A 17,345-nucleotide genomic window follows, 5' to 3' on the forward strand; every position below is an offset into this window, starting at 1 on the left:
CGCCCACGGCCAGAAGGTGCAGACGGCAGGCAACAACATGTCGTCCACCGACTCCGCCGTCGGCTCCAGCTGGGCCTAACCCCAAACAACGCCAACACCGTTGGCGTTCAACATTATTCGAGGCGCCGGTAGCGCCCGCACCCTGCGGGCCTGCTGGCGTTTTCGTGTGCCGCCACCGCGATGTGGTCACAAATCGTAAAAAGGGATGTCGCCTCACGCGGTGGCCCGCACGCGGGCGGTACCAGTGGTACCGGCTAATCTGAAGGGCAACCCCGCGACAAGGAGCGTGCATGGAAGGCTTTGCCGGAAAAGTTGCCACCGTGACCGGCGCCGGCTCGGGAATCGGCCGCGCGCTGGCCCTCGAACTCGGCCGCTCGGGCGCCTCGCTGGCGATCAGCGACGTCGACCTCGACGGGCTGGCCACCACCGAAGAGCAACTCAAGGCGATCGGCGCTCCGGTCCGTAGCGACCGCCTCGACGTCACCGAGCGCGAGGCCTTCCAGATCTACGCCGACACCATCAAGGACCACTACGGCAAGGTCAACCAGATCTACAACAACGCCGGCATCGCGTTCTTCGGCGACATCGAGGTCACTCAGTTCAAAGAGATCGAACGGGTGATGGACGTCGACTTCTGGGGAGTTGTCAACGGCACCAAGGCTTTTCTGCCGCACTTGATCGCTTCCGGCGACGGCCACGTCGTCAACATCTCCAGCCTGTTCGGCCTGCTGTCGATAGCCGGCCAGGGCGCCTACAACTCGGCCAAATTCGCCGTGCGCGGTTTCACCGAAGCCCTGTGCCAGGAGATGCTGATCAACCGCCACCCGGTGAAGGTCACATCGGTGCACCCCGGCGGCATCAAGACCGCGATTGCCCGCAACGGCACCGCCGCCGAAGGGGTAGACCCCGAGAAAACGGCCAATCTGTTCGACAAGAGACTGGCCAGCACCACCCCGCAGCGCGCGGCCGAGATCATCTTGGACGGCGTCCGCAAGAACAAGCCGCGGGTGCTGGTCGGCCAGGACGCCGTGGTGCTGGACGCGATCGTGCGACTTACCGGCGGTGGCTACCAACGGTTCTTCGCGCCCGTCGTCGGGCGGATCAAGCCGCCGTCGCGCTAACGGCCGAGCGGGTGTTCGCTCAGCCAGGCGTCGGCCACCGCCTGCGGATCAGCTCCCGCGCCCACCTGGCGTCGCATGTCGACCAATGCGGCGGTGTCCAGCACGCCGGCCACCTCGTTGACCGCCAGTAACTGTCGAGTCGTCAACTCGTTGCGCCGGTAGAGCGGCACCACATTCTCGGCTTGCACCAGCGCCGACTTGCCGTCGGTGAGCACCACCAGGTCGCCGGGCACGTTCGGGTCGGCCGTGGTGGTCCAGGCCGCCGTCACCTCCCCCGATTTCACGGCCGCGAAAAGCGTTGCATCGTCTGCGAATTCACGACTCTGGGGTAGCCGGCAGTCGCCGACCGCCGACGGCGTCACCGCACCGGCCACCGACCCGACCGTCAGGCCGTCGCAGTGTTTGGTCAGCACGCCGAGTTCGCTTGCGCCCCAATCCTTCGACGTGGATCCCGCGATCGCCAACGCCGGCTTGTCCTCGGCGGCGGTGGTGTAGTCGCCGGCGGCGATGCCCTCCGGCAGTGCGCCGATCATCGCCTTGTACACCTGCGCATCGGACCGCACGGTGGCTCCGGGCTGGAACGTGCGCAGCACCCGGCCGGTGAGGCTGGGGACGACGACAAACGCCCCGGAGTCCAACTTGGACAACGGGTCTGGCGCTTGCTCGGTGCGAGCCGGAAAACCGTAGGATCGCAGCGCGCCGGTGTAGACATCAGCCAGCAGCGTCGACTCGACCCCGGCTCTGGATCCGACCACCAGCTCGGCCGGGCGCTGCGCGTGGTGACCGCATCCCGCCGCCGCCAGCGCGGCGGTCAGCGCCAGCGCCGCGAAGCGGCCGGTGTTCACTCCGCGTTATCTGCAGCGGCCGCGACGGCGGCGGCGACCGCCGGCTCGACCCGCGGATCCAGCGGGCTCGGAACGATCCGGTCCCGCGCCAAGTCGTCGACGGCGACGGAGTAAATCGCTTCGGCCGCAGCCATTTTCATCTCTTCGGTGATTCGGCGAGCGTGAGCGTCCAGTGCGCCACGGAACACGCCGGGGAAGGCCAGCACGTTGTTGATCTGGTTCGCGAAATCGCTGCGCCCGGTGGCGACAATCGCCGCATGCCGCGCCGCCACATCCGGGTGGACTTCCGGGTCGGGATTCGACAGCGCGAACACGATGCTCTTGGGCGCCATCGTCGCGATCAGTTCCTCCGGAACCACGCCGCCCGAGACACCGACGAAGACGTCCGCACCTTCGAGCGCCTCGACCATGCCGCCGACGCGCTCGAGCGGGTTGGTGCGTGCCGCGAGTTCGGCTTTGACCCCGTTCATGCCGGCCCGGTCGCGATGCAGAATGCCCTGCGAGTCGAGCACGATGATGTCCGAAATACCCTTGGCCTGAAGCAGATTGGCGCACGCAATGCCAGCCGCCCCGGCGCCGGAGACGACGACCCGCAGCTTGGTCATGTCGCGGTTGAGCACGGTCGCGGCGCCCATCAGCGCGGACAGCACCACGATCGCGGTGCCGTGCTGGTCGTCGTGCATCACCGGGCAGTCCAGCGCTTCGCTGACGCGGCGTTCGATCTCGAAACAGCGCGGCGCGGAGATGTCCTCGAGATTCACCGCACCGAACGTCGGGCGCAGCCGTATCAGCGTCTCGACGATCTCGTCGGGGTCTTTGGTGTCCAACACGATCGGGATGGCGTCCAGGCCGGCGAACTCCTTGAACAGCCCACACTTGCCTTCCATCACCGGCAGCGACGCGGCCGGCCCGATGTCGCCCAGCCCCAGCACCGCGCTGCCGTCGCTGACCACCGCCACCAGCCGCCCCGACCAGGTGTAGCGCGCGGCCAGCGTGTGATCGGCGGCGATCGCGCGGCTCACCTGTGCCACGCCCGGCGTGTACGCGATCGACAGCGCGCGCTGGCTGTCCAGCGACGTCGTCAGGCCGACGGAAAGCTTGCCCCCAGAGTGCGCGTCGAAGATCTCCGCATCGGTGATCGCGTCGTCATCCATGTGGGTCTGTATCGATTCAATCAACTCAGACACAGTGCCCAGCGTACTGACTACTCATTAGTAGCCCTAATCGACGATTGCCGCTGGACGGTTCAGATCAGGCCCAGCTCGGTGACCGCGCTGCGCTCGTCGGCGAGCTCGGCGGTCGACTTGTCGATCCGGCTGCGGGAGAAGTCGTTGATCTCCAGGCCTTGCACGATGCTCCAGTCGCCGCCCTTGGTGGTCACCGGGAACGACGAGATGAGGCCCTCGGGCACGCCGTAGGAGCCGTCGGAGTAGACGGCCATCGAGACCCAGTCGTCCTTGGGCGTGCCCAGCAGCCAGTCACGGGCCGCGTCGACGGTGGCCGACGCTGCCGAGGCGGCCGACGAGCTACCGCGGGCGTCGATGATCGCCGCGCCGCGCTTGGCGACGGTGGGGATGAACTCGTCGGCGATCCACTTCTCGTCGCCGACGACCTCCGCGGCGTTCTTGCCGTTGATCTCGGCGTGGAAGATGTCCGGGTACTGGGTGGCCGAGTGGTTGCCCCAGATGGTGACCTTCTTGATGTCGGTGACCTTGGCTCCGGTCTTCTTGGCCAGCTGCGAGATGGCCCGGTTATGGTCCAGGCGGGTCAGCGCGGAGAACCGCTCCTTGGGGATGTCGGGCGCGTTGTTCAGCGCGATCAGCGCGTTGGTGTTGGCCGGGTTACCAGTGACGCCGATGCGGATGTCGTCGGCGGCGACGGAGTTCAGCGCCTTGCCCTGCGCGGTGAAGATCGCGCCGTTGGCCTCCAGCAGGTCGCCGCGCTCCATGCCCGGTCCGCGCGGGCGGGCGCCGACGAGCAGCGCCAGGTTCACGCCGTCGAAGATCTTGTTCGGGTCGGCGCCGATCTGCACGCCCGACAACAGCGGGAACGCGCCGTCGTCAAGCTCCATCACCACACCCTCGAGGGCCTTCAGCGCGGGCTCGATCTCCAGCAGCCGCAGCTCGATCGGGCGGTCGGGGCCCAGCAGCGAGCCGCTGGCCAGGCGAAACAGCAGGCTGTAGCCGATCTGGCCGGCGGCACCGGTGACGGCAACCTTCAGGGGTGTAGTGCTCACGTCGTTGGCTCCTTAAGTGGAGTGTGGGGCAGCTTGATGCGCTATGCGTCGGGTCGAAACTAGCGCACCGCCGCAGGCGGAAAATCCCTACCCCGCCTCGGTGTGAGCTGCGCCATCCGCTGCCAGGCGCTCGCCATTTAACGCGCGTAGCATGACCGAGGCTTTATCGGATTCTCGCTGCAGATGGGAGGTTACGGATGCCTTCGTTTCGAGAACTACGCGATATCCCCGAGACACTGCGTCCACTGGCACGGCCCCAGCGGGACGAGCCTCCGCATCCGCAGCCCCCGCAGGAGGGTCTGACTGCCGACCAGGCGGTCGTGGACTGTGGGATCTACGTCAACGGCGAGCGGGTGCCCGGGACGTTCAGCTACGCCGAGGCTCGCGCGAAGGTCAGCGAGCTCCAGCTCAGCGGCCTGGGAGCCTTCGCCTGGATCGGCCTGCACGCACCGACCGAGCATCAGATGCAGGAGGTCGGCGAGGCGTTCGGCATGCATGAGCTGGCCATCGAGGACGCGGTCTGCGCCCACCAGCGGCCCAAGCTGGAGCGCTACGACGAGTCGCTGTTCCTGGTGCTCAAGACGCTGAACTACCTGCCGCACGAGTCCGCTCTGTCGGCCCCTGAAATCGTCGAGACCGGCGAAATCATGATCTTCGTCAATCGGGACGTGGTGGTGACCGTCCGCCACGGCGACCACGGGCGGCTGACAGACGTTCGTAAGCGAATGGACGCCGACCCCGAGCACATGCAGCTGGGGCCGTTCGCGGTGATGCACGCGATCGCCGACACGGTGGTGGACCACTACCTTGAGGTCACCGAGTCGATGGAACGCGACATCGACGCGATCGAGGAGGAGGCGTTCGCCCCCGAACACCGCACCCGGATCGAGCCGATCTATCAGATGAAGCGCGAGGTGGTCGAGCTACGTCGATCGGTCAACCCGCTGTCGGTGCCGTTCGCCCGGCTGCAGACCGAACACAAGGACCTGATCTCCAAGGAAGTGCGGCGCTATCTGCGTGACGTCGGCGACCACCACACCCACGCCGCCGACCAGATCGCCAGCTACGACGAGAACCTCAGCTCGCTGGTGCAGGCGGCGCTGGCCCGGGTCGAGATGCAGCAGAACACCGACATGCGCAAGATGTCGGCGTGGGCGGCGCTGCTGGCGATTCCGACGATGGTGGCAGGCATCTACGGGATGAACTTCGAGTACATGCCCGGGCTGAAGTGGCACTGGGGCTACCCGACGACCATCTTCGGCACCGCGGCGATCTGCATGCTGCTGTATCGCAACTTCCGGCGTAACGGCTGGTTGTAGCGCCTAACGCGGTTGCGCGGCAGGGCGATTGGGGTCCAGGACATCGACCCCGTCGCTGCGCCATGCCTCACGCATCGCGTCGGCGCCCTTCAACCGGACCCAGGCGGCCTCGGTCGCGGTGATCGGCGTCGCGGACAAAAAGCGCACCGGATCGCGGGGCGGGTCCAGCGGCAGGTCGGCAATGTCGCTCTCGCCCAACAGCACCGCGGTGAACGGTACCCGCGCGGAAGGATGCATCCAGAGCGGGCCGCCGAGGTCGACCAGCGCGTCGGTGGTCAGCACCACGCCCTCGACCGCCGGCGACGCCGCGACGATAGCCAGGCTGCGGGCCAACCCGGTGATCGCCTGCGTATTGCATAGGCGCAGAACGACTTCGGCACGTGGGCCTAGTTCGGGATCGGCGACCATGGCGGTCGGGTCGACCATCGGATGCCGCGAGCAACCCAGCGAGACGTAGCTCACGGTGTCGTCGACGCGGTAGCGCAGCACGTCGACCGGCTCGGTGCCCAGAAACGTCACGCTGGCGACGTCGGGTTCGGCGTCGTCGAAATGCCTGTCCAGATGCGCTCGGACTCGGTCCAGCGGGCCGGTCACTTGTCGGGCGTCGCAGCGACCGTCAGGTTCACCCCGGTCTCGGGGTCGAACACCGCGATCTGCGTCGTGTCGAAAGCCAATTCGAGTTTCGCGCCCTTCGCGGCCTTGGATGCAGCCGGCACCCGGGCGACGAATTCGTGCTCCGCGGAACCGGATTCGGCGTCCAGCTCATCCAGCTCGGACAGTTGCTCGGAATGCACCGGGGGGCCTTCGGCGGTGAAGTAGACGTATTTGTCGGCGCCCAGGGACTCGACCATGTCGACGTTCACCTCGAAATTCAGCGCGCTGATGCGCTGGTAGGCGTCGATCAGCGTCGCGTCGTTCAGGTGTTCGGGGCGCACACCGACGATGACGTTCTCCGGTGCCGAGTGGGCGGCCAAGTGGTCGAGGACGGGCTGGGTCAACGTCACCTCGCCGAACGCCAGGCTCAGTCCGGTGGCGGTCAGCCGCGCCGGAAAGAAGTTCATCGCCGGCGATCCGATGAAGCCCGCCACGAACAGGTTCGCCGGCCGCTCGTACAGCTCGTCGGGGCGCCCGATCTGTTGCACCACACCGCCGCGCATCACCACCACGCGGTCGCCGAGCGTCATGGCCTCGGTCTGGTCGTGGGTGACGTAGACGGTGGTGGTACCCAGCCGTCGCTGCAGCCGGGCGATCTCGCCCCGCATCTGCACCCGCAGCTTCGCATCGAGATTGGACAGCGGCTCGTCCATCAGAAATGCCTTGGGCTGCCGCACAATTGCCCGACCCATCGCGACCCGTTGGCGTTGCCCGCCGGACAATTGCGCGGGCTTGCGGTCCAGCACCTCGACCAGGTCGAGGATCTTCGCGGTCTCCTCGACCTTCTTGCTGATCTCCGCCTTCTTCATCTTCGCCAAGGTCAGCGGGAAGGCGATGTTCTGGCGCACAGTCATGTGCGGGTAGAGCGCGTAAGACTGAAACACCATGGCGATGTCGCGGTCCTTCGGAGCTCGCTCGTTCACCCGTTCGCCGCCGATCCGCAGCTCCCCCGACGAGATATCCTCAAGGCCGGCAATCATATTCAGCGTGGTCGATTTGCCGCAGCCGGACGGGCCGACCAGGATGATGAACTCGCCCTCGGCGATGGTGAGGCTGAGCTCCTGCACGGCCTGCGCGCCGTCGGGATAACTCTTGGTCACCCGGTCCAACACAATCTCGGCCATCGCGCTACCCCTTCACCGCACCCGACGTCAACCCCGCGACAATCCGTCGTTGGAAGACTAGAACAAAAACGATAATCGGCACCGTGATGACCATTGCGCCCGCAGCGATCGACCCGGTCGGCTCCTCGAATTGCGAACTGCCGGTGAAGTTCGCGATCGCCACCGGCGCGGTGATCGCCGCGTCGGTGGCGGTCAGCGACAACGCCAGCAGCAGATCGTTCCACGCGAAGATGAAGACCAGGATGGCCGTGGTCACGATTCCCGGCGCCGCCAGCGGAGCGATCACCTTGCGGAACGCCTGGGCCGGTGTCGCGCCGTCCATCGTGGCCGCCTTCTCCAAGTCCCACGGGATCTCCCGGAAGAACGCCGACAGCGTGTAGATCGACAGCGGCAACGCGAACGTGATGTACGGGATGATCAGCCCGGCCCAGGTGTCGAACAGCCCGATCCGGCGTTCGATGTTGAACAGCGGGGTGACCAGCGAGATGGCCGGGAACATCGAAATCAACAGCACGGCACCGATCAACACTCGCTTGCCGGGAAACTCCAGGCGCGCGACCGCATACGCCGCCATCGCGCCGACCAACACCGCGATCACCGTGGTGAGCACGCCGATCCCGACCGAGTTGATCAGCGCCGAGCTGAAGAAATTACCCCGAAAGATTCCGCGGTAGTTGTCGAGCGTCGGCGACGACGGAATCAGCCTGCCGTCCTTGACCGTTGACGTCGGCTTGAGTGAGAGGCTGAGAATCCACAGCACGGGGACCAGTGCGTAGCTCAGGACCAGGGCGTCGACGACCACCCAGCCGGCGGCGCGCCTAGCGCCCATCGCCACCTCCCGGGGCCGCCGCGCCGAAGACCTTGACGAACAGTAAGGCGATCAGGGTCGCACAGCAGAAGATCAACACCGAAATCGCCGATCCGAGGCCGACATTGAAGCCCTTGAACAGATTGTCGTAGCCGAGGATCGACACCGAGCCGGTGTTGCCGGTGCCACCGGTGAGCACGTAGATGTTGTCGAAGATCCGGAAAGCGTCCAGCGTGCGGAACAGCAGCGCGACCAGGATCGCCGGCTTGATCAGCGGCAGGGTGATCGACATCAGCCGCCGCCACGCGCCGGCGCCGTCGACTTCGGCGGCCTTCAGCAGATCGGTCGGCACCAGCGCCAGCCCGGCCAGCAGCAGCAACGACATGAACGGGGTGGTCTTCCACACCTCGGCGATCACCACCACGCCCAACGACGAAAACTGGTGTGTCAGAGGCGCACTGCCGTGCGGCAGCAGGTTGGCCAGATAACCGGTGCCCGGCGTCCAGGCGTAGTACCAGCTGTAGGACGCGACCACGGTCACGATGCCGTACGGGATCAGTACCGCGGTGCGCACCAGGCCCTTGCCGACCAGAGTGCGGTGCATCGCCAGCGCGAGCGCCAGGCCGAGCACGAACTCCATCGACACCGACGCAACCGTGATCGCCAGCGTCACCGCGAGCGCCATCCACCAGTAGCGGTCGGTCAGGATCGTCTGATAGTTGCCGAGCCCGATGAACCGGGTGTCGTCCGGCGCGGTCAAGTTGTTGCGCTGCAGGCTCAGCCACACCGCGTAGCCGATCGGGTACGCGGTGACGGCCAGCATCAGCAACGCGGCGGGCGCGACCAAGACGAAGGCGAGTCGGCGCTCGCTCATGGCGCCGCTCACGGCAGTAAACCCTTGCCGTCGACCGCTTTTCGCACTTGCGTCGCGAGTTCGTCGGCCGTGCGCTCCGGATCGATCCGGGTGATCGGTGCCAGCGTGGCGGCGATCCGGGTCGACACCGACTGGTAGGCCGGCGTCGCCAACCGGACCGCGGGGTCGGTGAGTTGGCTGCGGATGATCTCGTACATCGGATATTTCGCCTGGAATTGCGGGTCGGCGTACAGCGAGGTACGCACGGCCGGCAGGCCGCCAGCCAGCGAGACGTACTTCTGGTTGACCGGGTTGCGCAGGCACCGGATCGCAAGGTAGGCCTCGGCTTTGTGGCGGCTGGCCGCCGATACCGCGAGGTTGAGCCCGCCGATCGTCACCTTGGCAGGCTCGCCCGGCTGCACACGCGGGTAGGGCGCGAAGCCGAAGACCTGTCGGCTGGCGTCGTATGCCTCGCGGAACTGCCGCTCGGTGGGGGTGAACGAGCCGACGCCGTTGATGCTGCCGGCCAGGTCGGGTCGACGGTTCAGCGGCAGAAACGGCACGCCGCCCTTCACCGCGTTCTCCAGCATCGACGCCAGCGCGTAGGGCCAGTTGACCTCGAGCGCGGAGCGGCCCTGCTCGAAGGCCAGCCGCGCGGTGCCGGCGTCGCTGCGGGTCACCGACGGGTCGGCGCCCGGCGCGGTGGCCACCGATTTCATGATCTGCAGCGCCTTGACGGTGGCGGCGCGGTGTTGCGGCGTATCGGTGAGCGTGACGATGCGGCCGTCGTCGGAAAGCACCTGTCCCCCAGCGCTTTCCAACAACGTGTTGAACCACACCACGACGGCCTCGTTCTGGTTGGCCTGCACCCCGATCCAGCTGGGCCCACCGGCGGCATGCAACCGGGTGGCCTCGCCGACCATGCCGTCCCACGTCGCCGGTGGCTTCTCCATCAAATCCGGCCGGTACCACAGCAATTGGGTGTTGGTGGTGACGGGCGCGGCGTACAGCCGGTGCCGCCACGTCGCGGTGGACAGCGGCCCCGCCAATGTGTCGGCGGTGGCGTCGGCCTCCGCGCGGTGCGCCGGATCGTCGGACAGCGGCAGCACCCAGCCCGCGTCGGCGAACTCGGCGGTCCAGATCACGTCCATCGCGATGATGTCTATCGCGTGGTCGCCGGCGCTGAGCCGACGGGCCAGCTGGATGCGCTGGTCGTCGGTCGACCGCGGCAGGCTGAAATGCCGGATGCTGAACCGGCCGCCGAACTCCTCAGAGCAGCGCTGCGCCAGCGTCGTGAACGTCGCGGCGTCGCCGGCCGGGGTATAGAAGCTGATGATCCGACCGTCGTCGCGGGCACAGCCGGGTAGCACCGAGGCGGCCGACAGCACCGCCAGCGCGACCGCGCCCAACCGGCGACGCACGGCTCAGATGGCCAGGCGGGCCAGCAGATCCCGGGCGTGCTCGGCGTTTTGCGGGTCGCAGAGCACGTCGTATCGGCCGGCCACCAGTTGCAGCGTCGAGCTGAAGTCCCGGGTGCCGCGCGCCATCGAATACGGAATCGCGGAGGTGATCAGGCCGAAGAACACGCCTGCCACCAGACCGGTGGTCAACGCCTGCAACGGATGCGGGCTGGAGAACAGCAAGCTGAGCATCAGCCCGATGAACAGGCCCAGCCAGGCCCCGCTGAGGACACCGCCGCCCAAGACTTTCGGCCACGTCAGCCGCCCGGTCACCCGTTCCACCTGCATCAGGTCGACGCCGACGATGGTGACCTGCTGCACCGGGAACTGCTGATCGGACAGGTAGTCGACCGCGCGCTGCGCCTCGGCGTAGGTGGGGTACGACCCGACCGGCCAGCCTTTCGGCGGCGTCGGCAATCCGGGAGCGCGCCGACTCCCGGCCGGGGTGCCGGGCCCGGCACCGGGAACCTGTCCTGGCTGAAATGGGCTGCTCATGGGTTTCATTGTGCTCTGTCTTGCTCCACCGGGGGTGGCCCGTGTCGACGAACGTGCGGCTAGCTTCACGCTCGGCAACCACCGTGCGGCTAGCTTCACGCTCGTGCGCAGCGAAGTTGTCACCGTCGAAACCCGGCCCTGCCAGCTGCGCGAACGCCTGCCAAGCCGGTCGCCACGCTAGGTTGAACACCATGACAGCTCCGGGCGGCGGTGAGCCCTACCGCGATCAGCCGGGCCCTTGGCAGCCGTACCAGCATCCGCCGGTCGACCCGCAGGCGCCGGTGAACTACCCGGAGTACCCCTACCCGTCGCCGTATGGGAGCTATCCCGCACCACCGCCGTACCCGGGCCCGCCTGGTTACCCGAGCCCTCCGCCGTACCCGGGCGCCTACGACCCGTATCTGGGTTACCAGACGCAGCAGACCAACGGCCTGGCCGTCGCGTCGCTGGTCACCTCGATCGCGGGCGTCGTCTTCGGGATTCCGCTGGCCATCTTCTGCTACATCGGGTGGTTGATTCCCGTCGTCGGCGCGGTGCTCGGCGGCATTGCGCTTGGCCAGATCAAACAGCGCGGTCAGCAGGGCCGCGGGATGGCCATCGCGGGGATCGCGATCGGCTCGGCCACCGCGGCGCTACTGGTGCTGTTCATGGTCGTCGCCGCGGCCGCGGCGTTCCATGCGCCGATGTTCGGGGTCGTCTAACCGGCTCAGCCGGCCGGCGGCTCGAACTTCTCGCCCTGCCGTTGCATGCCCGCCGCGCGTCCCTTTGCGGCAATCACCAGAGCCATCTTGCGGCTGGCCTCGTCGAGCATCTCGTCGCCGAGCATCACCGCGCCGCGGGCGCCGCCGGCCGCCGAGGTGTGCCACTCGTAGGCCTCCAGGATCAATTCCGCGTGATCGTAATCGGCCTGCCGCGGGCTGAAGATCTCGTTGCCCGCGGCGATCTGGTCCGGATGCAGCACCCACTTGCCGTCGTAGCCCAACGCCGCCGATCGCCCGGCCACCCGCCGGAATGCTTCGGTGTCACGCACTTTCAGATACGGCCCGTCGATGGCGGCCTTCCCGTGCGCACGGGCGGCCACCAGGATCGTCATCAGCACGTGGTGGTACGCGTCGCCCTCGGTGTAACCCTCGGGCTGCTCGCCGACCACCAGGGTGCGGGTGTTCAGGTTCGCCATCAGGTCCGCCGGTCCCAGCACCAACGCATGCACCCGCGGCACCGCGGCGATCGCGTTGATGTTCGTCAGACCGCGGGCGTCTTCGATCTGCGCGTCGATGCCGATCTCACCGACCGGCAGCCCGTGCACCGTCTCCAATTGGGTCAGCAACAGGTCGAGCGCCTGAACATGCGACACGTCAGACACTTTCGGCAGCACCACCACGTCGAGCCTGGCGTCGGGCGCCGCGCCGACGGCGGAGACCACCTCGATCAGGTCGGCGTGCGTCCACGGCGACGTCCAGTCGTTGACCCGCACCCCGCGCAACTGCTCAGCCCAGCCGGGCGCGGCGAGCGCGGCGGCCACCCGGCCGCGGGCCTCGGCCTTGGCGTCCGGCGCGACGGCGTCCTCGAGGTCGAGGAAGACCTCGTCGGCCGGAAGGCCTTTGGACTTGTCGATCATCTTCTGGCTACTACCTGGCACGGACAGACACGTGCGACGGGGCCGGTACGCGTTGTTCACACCTCACTCCTACCCTTTGAACCATGGCCTCGATCAACAGGGTGTACGCCGCGCGGCTGGCGCGAATGCAGGTCCTGGGCCCAATGGGCGAGGCCCTCGGCCGAGTTCGCGACGTCGTGGTCAGCATCAGCATCGTTCGCCAGCAGCCTCGCGTTCTCGGACTTGTCGTCGAAATGGCCTCGCGCCGAAGGATTTTCGTACCGATACTGCGGGTCTCGGCCATCGAGCCGAACGCGGTGACACTCAACACCAACAACGTCTCGATGCTGCGGTTCGAGCAGCGTCCCGGCGAAGTCCTGGTGCTGGGCCAGATCGTCGACACCAAGGTGCGGGTCACCGACCCCGAACTGCCCGAGCTGGCCGACACCGACGTCGTCGTCACCGACCTCGGTCTCGAGCAGGCCCGGACCCGCGACTGGATGGTCACCCGGGTGTCGGTGCGGGTGCCCCGACGGCTCGGGCGGCGTAGCACCACCCACATCGTCGGCTGGCGCAACGTGCAGGGGCTGACCCCGTCGGCGCTGGCCATGCCCGGCCAGGCCGTCGCGCAGCTGCTGCATCAATTCGAGAAGTGGCGGCCGATCGAGGTGGCCGACGCGGTGCGCGAGCTGCCGGCGAAACGGCGCCACGAGGTGATCGCGGCGCTCGACAACGACCGGCTGGCCGACATCCTGCAGGAGCTGCCCGAGGACGAGCAGGCCGAGCTGCTGATGCAGTTGGGTGACGAACGGGCGGCCGACGTCCTCGAGGAGATGGATCCCGACGACGCCGCCGACCTGCTCGGCACGATGACGCCGACGCTGGCCGAGCGGCTGCTGCGGCAGATGGACCCTGAAGACTCCGACCCGGTGCGACGGCTGTTGAAGCACTCCCCCGACACCGCGGGCGGGCTGATGACCTCCGAGCCGGTGGTGTTGACGCCGGACACGTCGGTCGCCGAGGCGCTGGCCCGCGTTCGCGATCCCGACCTGACGCCGGCGTTGGCGTCGCTGGTGCTAGTGGTCCGGCCGCCGACGGCGACCCCGACCGGCCAGTACCTGGGTTGCGTGGCGATCCAGCGGCTGCTGCGTGAACCGCCGTCGATGCTGGTCGGCGGCATCGTCGACGCCGACCTGCCGTGGCTGGAGCCCGACACGTCGCTGGCCATGCTCACCCGCTACTTCGCCGCCTACAACCTGGTCTGCGGGCCTGTGGTCGACGCGCAGCACCATCTGCTGGGCGCGGTGACCGTGGACGACGTGCTCGACCATCTGCTGCCGCACGATTGGCGCGACACCACCGAAGAACCGGCGCTGGGCACCGCGGGAGGCCAGGCATGAGCAAGTCCGCGCCACCGCGCTCGCGGCTCTACGAGCCACGCATCTCGCGGCTGTCGGCGCCGCGGCTGGACTCCGAAGCCGTCGGCCAGTTCACCGAGTCGATTGCCCGCTTCTTCGGCACCGGCAGCTACCTGCTGATCCAGACGATTGTGGTGGCGGTGTGGATCATGCTCAACGTCTTCGCGGTGGGCCTGCGCTGGGATCCGTACCCGTTTATCCTGCTCAACCTGGCGTTTTCGACGCAGGCCGCCTACGCCGCGCCGCTGATTTTGCTGGCCCAGAACCGCCAGGAGAACCGCGACCGGGTCGCGCTGGAGCAAGACCGGCGACGCGCCGAGGAAACCAAGGCCGACACCGAATACCTGGCCCGCGAACTCGCCGCGCTGCGGCTGGCGATCGGCGACGTCGCAAAGACGCGCGAACACCTGCGCCGCGAGCTGGAAGACCTGCACGGACTGCTGGAAGGGCGACTGCCCGAAGGGTCCGGTAGCCGCGCCGACATCGACGGCGACTCAGAAAGACGCGCCGCCTCGTCTAATTGACACATATGCGCTGACGCGGTGTTTTCACAGGCAGAGACTCCGCCATTGTTGTCACCGGAGCCACCGGCGTTATGTATGGTGACCTAGTTCACGAGGCTCACGCGGTAATCGCGGGCCCCACAACGCTCGAGGACGAGGCGGGTCGAGTGCGGGTAGGGGAACGCTCGGGCGTACGGCCAGCCCTTGCAACCATGCGGCAGCGGGTACTCCGTGCGCCAAAAGCCCCGAAAATGCCTGCCGCCGTTGCCAATACGGCGTCAAGCGTGCGCGACGCCGCGGTTCGCGCAGCGGAGGCCGTCAGGATTCCGGTGGCACTGGCCGCCATCGCGGCAACCTCGCAGTCCGTCAGCGCGTCCGTCCAGCAAACTCTGACGCGCACCGGAAAGTCGCCGGCGTTCGGCGTGGCGATGATCGCCTGCCTGATCTACCCCAGCGTCGACGGCGCCGGCGCCCCGCCGTTTCCGTTGGCCAAATCGACAGTGCACGACGCCGCGATCACCCCGGTCGCGGCCGTCGCGCGGGCCTCGACCGATCCGACCGGCCCGCTGGTGGTTGCCGTCGAGCACCCGAAGATCGGCTTCCATATCGGCGAAGCCGCCGCATCCGCTCCCCCGCCGACGCTCGTGGTCAATAGCCCAGGTGCGCTGGGCATTCCCGCGGTCGCGTTGACCGCGTACCGCAACGCCGAGCGGATGATGGCCGTCACGGACCCGGGTTGTGGCATCAGCTGGAACCTGCTTGCCGGAATCGGTCGCATCGAGTCGGGGCACGCCAGCGGTGGCGCCACCGACGCCCGTGGCACCGCGGTCCGGCCTATCTACGGGCCGACCCTGGACGGCACGCTGCCCGGCAACGAGGTGGTGGTCCAAAGCACCACCGCCGGACGCGTCGCCTACGCCCGCGCGATGGGGCCGATGCAGTTCCTGCCGGGCACCTGGGCGCGCTACGCCTCCGACGGTGACGGCGACGGGGTGGCCGATCCGCAGAACCTGTACGACGCCACCTTGGCCGCCGCCCGCTACCTGTGCAGCGGCAACCTGAACCTGCGCGACCAGCAGCAGGTGCTGGCGTCGATCCTGCGCTACAACAACTCGATGCCGTACGCCCAAAACGTGCTGGGCTGGGCGGCGGCCTACGCCACCGGCGTCATCCCGGTCGACCTGCCGCCGATCACCGGGCCGCCGCCACCGCTGGGCGACGCCCACCTGGAGAACGCCGAAGGCCTCGGGCCGAACCTGCCGCTGAACATGCACGGCCTGTCACCGGCTGACCCGATGGCGCGGACACCGCTGATCGACCTCAGCGGCAACCCCGGCAACGGTCAGCCATGGTCGGCGCAGGGGCCGGTCGGCTACGGCCCATCCTGCACGGTGATCTGCATCGGCGACCAAGGTCCCGGTCCCATCCAGAGTTTCAACACCCCGCCGCTTAACGCTTTGGCGCCGCAAGGCCCGCCCGGTCTGGTGCCGCCGCAGGTCGCGCCCGCGTTCTTGCCGCCGCAGGCGCCCGCGTTCTTGCCGCCACAGGCGCCTGCGCCCATCGCCGCGCCTCCGCCTCCTGCCGTGGTGCCGCCAGTCGCGCCCCCGCCTGCCGCTTCTGAATTACCGCCGCCGACCGGCCGACCGCCCGGCCCCCCGGCCTGACCGGCCGTTTCTGCCCGTCACACGCGTCGCCGTTGCTGATGGTGCCGCTCCGCAGCGGGCCGTCTCGGCCCGCGTCGTCACAGCACTAGACTCGGCGGTGATGTCTGATTCGACCGCAAGCATTCGCGCCGCGCTGGCCAAGGTGATCGATCCCGAGCTGCGCCGTCCCATCACCGAGCTCGGGATGGTCAAAAGCATCGAGGTGGACCCCGGCGGCGACGTGCACGTCGAGATCTACCTGACCACGGCCGCGTGTCCGAAGAAGACCGAAATCAGCGACCGGGTGCGCCAAGCCGTCGCCGACGTACCGGGCACCGGCGCCGTCAAGGTCAGCCTCGACGTGATGAACGACGAGCAGCGCACCGAGTTGCGCAAGCAGTTGCGCGGCGACTCGCGCGAGCCGGTCATCCCGTTCGCCCAGCCCGGATCGCTGACCCGGGTGTACGCGATCGCCTCCGGCAAAGGCGGCGTCGGCAAGTCGACGGTGACGGTCAACCTGGCCGCGGCGATGGCCGCGCGCGGGATCTCGGTCGGCCTGCTCGACGCCGACATCCACGGCCACTCGATCCCACGAATGATGGGCACCACCGACCGACCCACCCAGGTGGAGTCGATGATCCTGCCGCCGATCGCGCACGAGGTGAAGGTCATCTCCATCGCGCAGTTCACCAAGGAAAACACCCCGGTGGTGTGGCGCGGGCCGATGCTGCACCGGGCGCTGCAGCAGTTCCTGGCCGACGTGTACTGGGGCGATCTGGACGTGCTGTTGCTCGACCTGCCGCCGGGCACCGGCGACATCGCGATCTCGGTCGCCCAGCTGATCCCGAACGCCGAAATCATCGTTGTGACAACGCCGCAAGTTGCCGCGGCCGAAGTCGCCGAGCGGGCCGGCAGCATCGCGCTGCAGACCAAACAGCGCGTGGTCGGCGTGGTGGAGAACATGTCCGGGCTGTTGCTGCCGGACGGTTCGACGATGCAGGTGTTTGGCGAGGGCGGCGGCGCTCAGGTCGCCGAACGACTGACCCGCGCGATGGGCGCCGATGTGCCGCTGCTGGGCCAGATTCCGCTGGACCCGGCGCTGGTGGCCGCGGGCGACGCCGGAGTGCCGGTGGTGCTCAGCGCGCCGGACTCGCCGGTCGGCAAGGAGTTGCAGAGCGTGGCCGACGGCTTGTCGGCTCGGCGCCGCGGCTTGGCCGGCATGTCACTGGGATTGGACACCAGCCGACACTGAGCTCAGGCGACTATGTC

Annotated in this window: 17 protein-coding genes and 1 pseudogene; 8 read left to right on the plus strand and 10 right to left on the minus strand. The window is 67.9% G+C overall.

The window, feature by feature from the left end; genetic code table 11:
- Positions 1-79: pseudogene (locus A5658_RS15720) on the plus strand (type VII secretion protein EsxI); the annotation flags it as partial.
- A 211-nt stretch (positions 80-290) separates the two neighbouring features.
- On the plus strand, positions 291-1,121 hold the full coding sequence (locus A5658_RS15725; RefSeq protein ID WP_067336847.1) for an SDR family oxidoreductase: 831 nt from the start codon (positions 291-293) through the stop codon (positions 1,119-1,121).
- Here A5658_RS15725 and A5658_RS15730 read toward each other — a convergent pair.
- From A5658_RS15730 to A5658_RS15740, 3 genes are read right to left on the minus strand one after another with little or no spacing between them, the layout of a single operon-like run.
- Positions 1,118-1,966 (minus strand): glycine betaine ABC transporter substrate-binding protein, encoded by an 849-nt coding sequence (locus A5658_RS15730; protein WP_067336850.1) that lies wholly within the window; start codon positions 1,964-1,966, stop codon positions 1,118-1,120. The genes A5658_RS15725 and A5658_RS15730 overlap by 4 nt on opposite strands.
- Positions 1,963-3,153 (minus strand): NADP-dependent malic enzyme, encoded by a 1,191-nt coding sequence (locus A5658_RS15735; RefSeq protein ID WP_067336852.1) that lies wholly within the window; start codon positions 3,151-3,153, stop codon positions 1,963-1,965. The genes A5658_RS15730 and A5658_RS15735 overlap by 4 nt, the downstream gene beginning before the upstream one ends.
- Positions 3,154-3,212: 59 nt before the next feature.
- On the minus strand, positions 3,213-4,202 hold the full coding sequence (locus tag A5658_RS15740) for a malate dehydrogenase (protein ID WP_067336855.1): 990 nt from the start codon (positions 4,200-4,202) through the stop codon (positions 3,213-3,215).
- Positions 4,203-4,399: 197 nt separating this feature from the next.
- Between A5658_RS15740 and corA the strand changes: the two genes are divergently transcribed.
- Positions 4,400-5,521 (plus strand): magnesium/cobalt transporter CorA, encoded by a 1,122-nt coding sequence (gene corA, locus A5658_RS15745; RefSeq protein WP_067336858.1) that lies wholly within the window; start codon positions 4,400-4,402, stop codon positions 5,519-5,521.
- 3 nt (positions 5,522-5,524) lie between these two features.
- Here the strand turns inward: corA and A5658_RS15750 are convergent, their stop codons facing one another.
- The 6 genes from A5658_RS15750 to A5658_RS15775 are packed head-to-tail and all read right to left on the minus strand — an operon-like array spanning position 5,525 to position 10,915.
- Positions 5,525-6,115 (minus strand): suppressor of fused domain protein, encoded by a 591-nt coding sequence (locus tag A5658_RS15750; protein ID WP_067336862.1) that lies wholly within the window; start codon positions 6,113-6,115, stop codon positions 5,525-5,527.
- A complete protein-coding gene (locus tag A5658_RS15755) occupies positions 6,112-7,299 on the minus strand; it encodes an ABC transporter ATP-binding protein (protein WP_067336865.1) in 1,188 nt (395 codons plus the stop codon). The genes A5658_RS15750 and A5658_RS15755 overlap by 4 nt, the downstream gene beginning before the upstream one ends.
- 4 nt (positions 7,300-7,303) lie before the next feature.
- Entirely contained in the window at positions 7,304-8,128 is an 825-nt protein-coding gene (locus tag A5658_RS15760) for a carbohydrate ABC transporter permease (protein ID WP_067337007.1), read from the minus strand.
- Positions 8,118-8,981, minus strand: a complete 864-nt coding sequence (locus A5658_RS15765) for a carbohydrate ABC transporter permease (protein ID WP_082993202.1) — start codon at positions 8,979-8,981, stop codon at positions 8,118-8,120. The genes A5658_RS15760 and A5658_RS15765 overlap by 11 nt, the downstream gene beginning before the upstream one ends.
- Positions 8,982-8,989: 8 nt before the next feature.
- Positions 8,990-10,381 carry an extracellular solute-binding protein gene (locus A5658_RS15770; RefSeq protein ID WP_067336874.1) on the minus strand — a complete coding sequence of 464 codons (1,392 nt, stop codon included), beginning with the start codon at positions 10,379-10,381 and terminating at the stop codon, positions 8,990-8,992.
- Positions 10,382-10,384: 3 nt separating this feature from the next.
- Positions 10,385-10,915: a general stress protein gene (locus A5658_RS15775; RefSeq protein WP_067337004.1), complete on the minus strand. Its 531-nt coding sequence runs from the start codon at positions 10,913-10,915 to the stop codon at positions 10,385-10,387.
- A gap of 191 nt (positions 10,916-11,106) precedes the next feature.
- Here A5658_RS15775 and A5658_RS15780 point away from each other — a divergent pair, with 191 nt between their 5' ends.
- Complete coding sequence (locus tag A5658_RS15780) at positions 11,107-11,616, plus strand: DUF4190 domain-containing protein (RefSeq protein WP_067336878.1); 510 nt, start codon at positions 11,107-11,109, stop codon at positions 11,614-11,616.
- A 5-nt stretch (positions 11,617-11,621) separates the two neighbouring features.
- On the opposite strand, the gene A5658_RS15785 is transcribed toward A5658_RS15780, so the two are convergent.
- Complete coding sequence (locus tag A5658_RS15785) at positions 11,622-12,593, minus strand: CoA ester lyase (protein ID WP_082993199.1); 972 nt, start codon at positions 12,591-12,593, stop codon at positions 11,622-11,624.
- A gap of 23 nt (positions 12,594-12,616) precedes the next feature.
- On the opposite strand from A5658_RS15785, the gene A5658_RS15790 reads away from it, so the two are divergent.
- From A5658_RS15790 to A5658_RS15805, 4 genes are all read left to right on the plus strand, one after another.
- A complete protein-coding gene (locus tag A5658_RS15790; protein WP_067336884.1) occupies positions 12,617-13,912 on the plus strand; it encodes a magnesium transporter MgtE N-terminal domain-containing protein in 1,296 nt (431 codons plus the stop codon).
- Entirely contained in the window at positions 13,909-14,454 is a 546-nt protein-coding gene (locus tag A5658_RS15795) for a DUF1003 domain-containing protein (RefSeq protein WP_067336886.1), read from the plus strand. The genes A5658_RS15790 and A5658_RS15795 overlap by 4 nt, the downstream gene beginning before the upstream one ends.
- Positions 14,455-14,861: 407 nt before the next feature.
- Positions 14,862-16,097, plus strand: coding sequence for a lytic transglycosylase domain-containing protein (locus A5658_RS15800; RefSeq protein ID WP_082993203.1), 1,236 nt, complete (start codon positions 14,862-14,864; stop codon positions 16,095-16,097).
- A 100-nt stretch (positions 16,098-16,197) separates the two neighbouring features.
- Entirely contained in the window at positions 16,198-17,328 is a 1,131-nt protein-coding gene (locus tag A5658_RS15805; RefSeq protein WP_067336890.1) for an Mrp/NBP35 family ATP-binding protein, read from the plus strand.
- Positions 17,329-17,345: the final 17 nt, after the last annotated feature.

Source organism: Mycobacterium sp. 1245111.1, assembly GCF_001673405.1.
Classification (GTDB): Bacteria; Actinomycetota; Actinomycetes; order Mycobacteriales; family Mycobacteriaceae; genus Mycobacterium.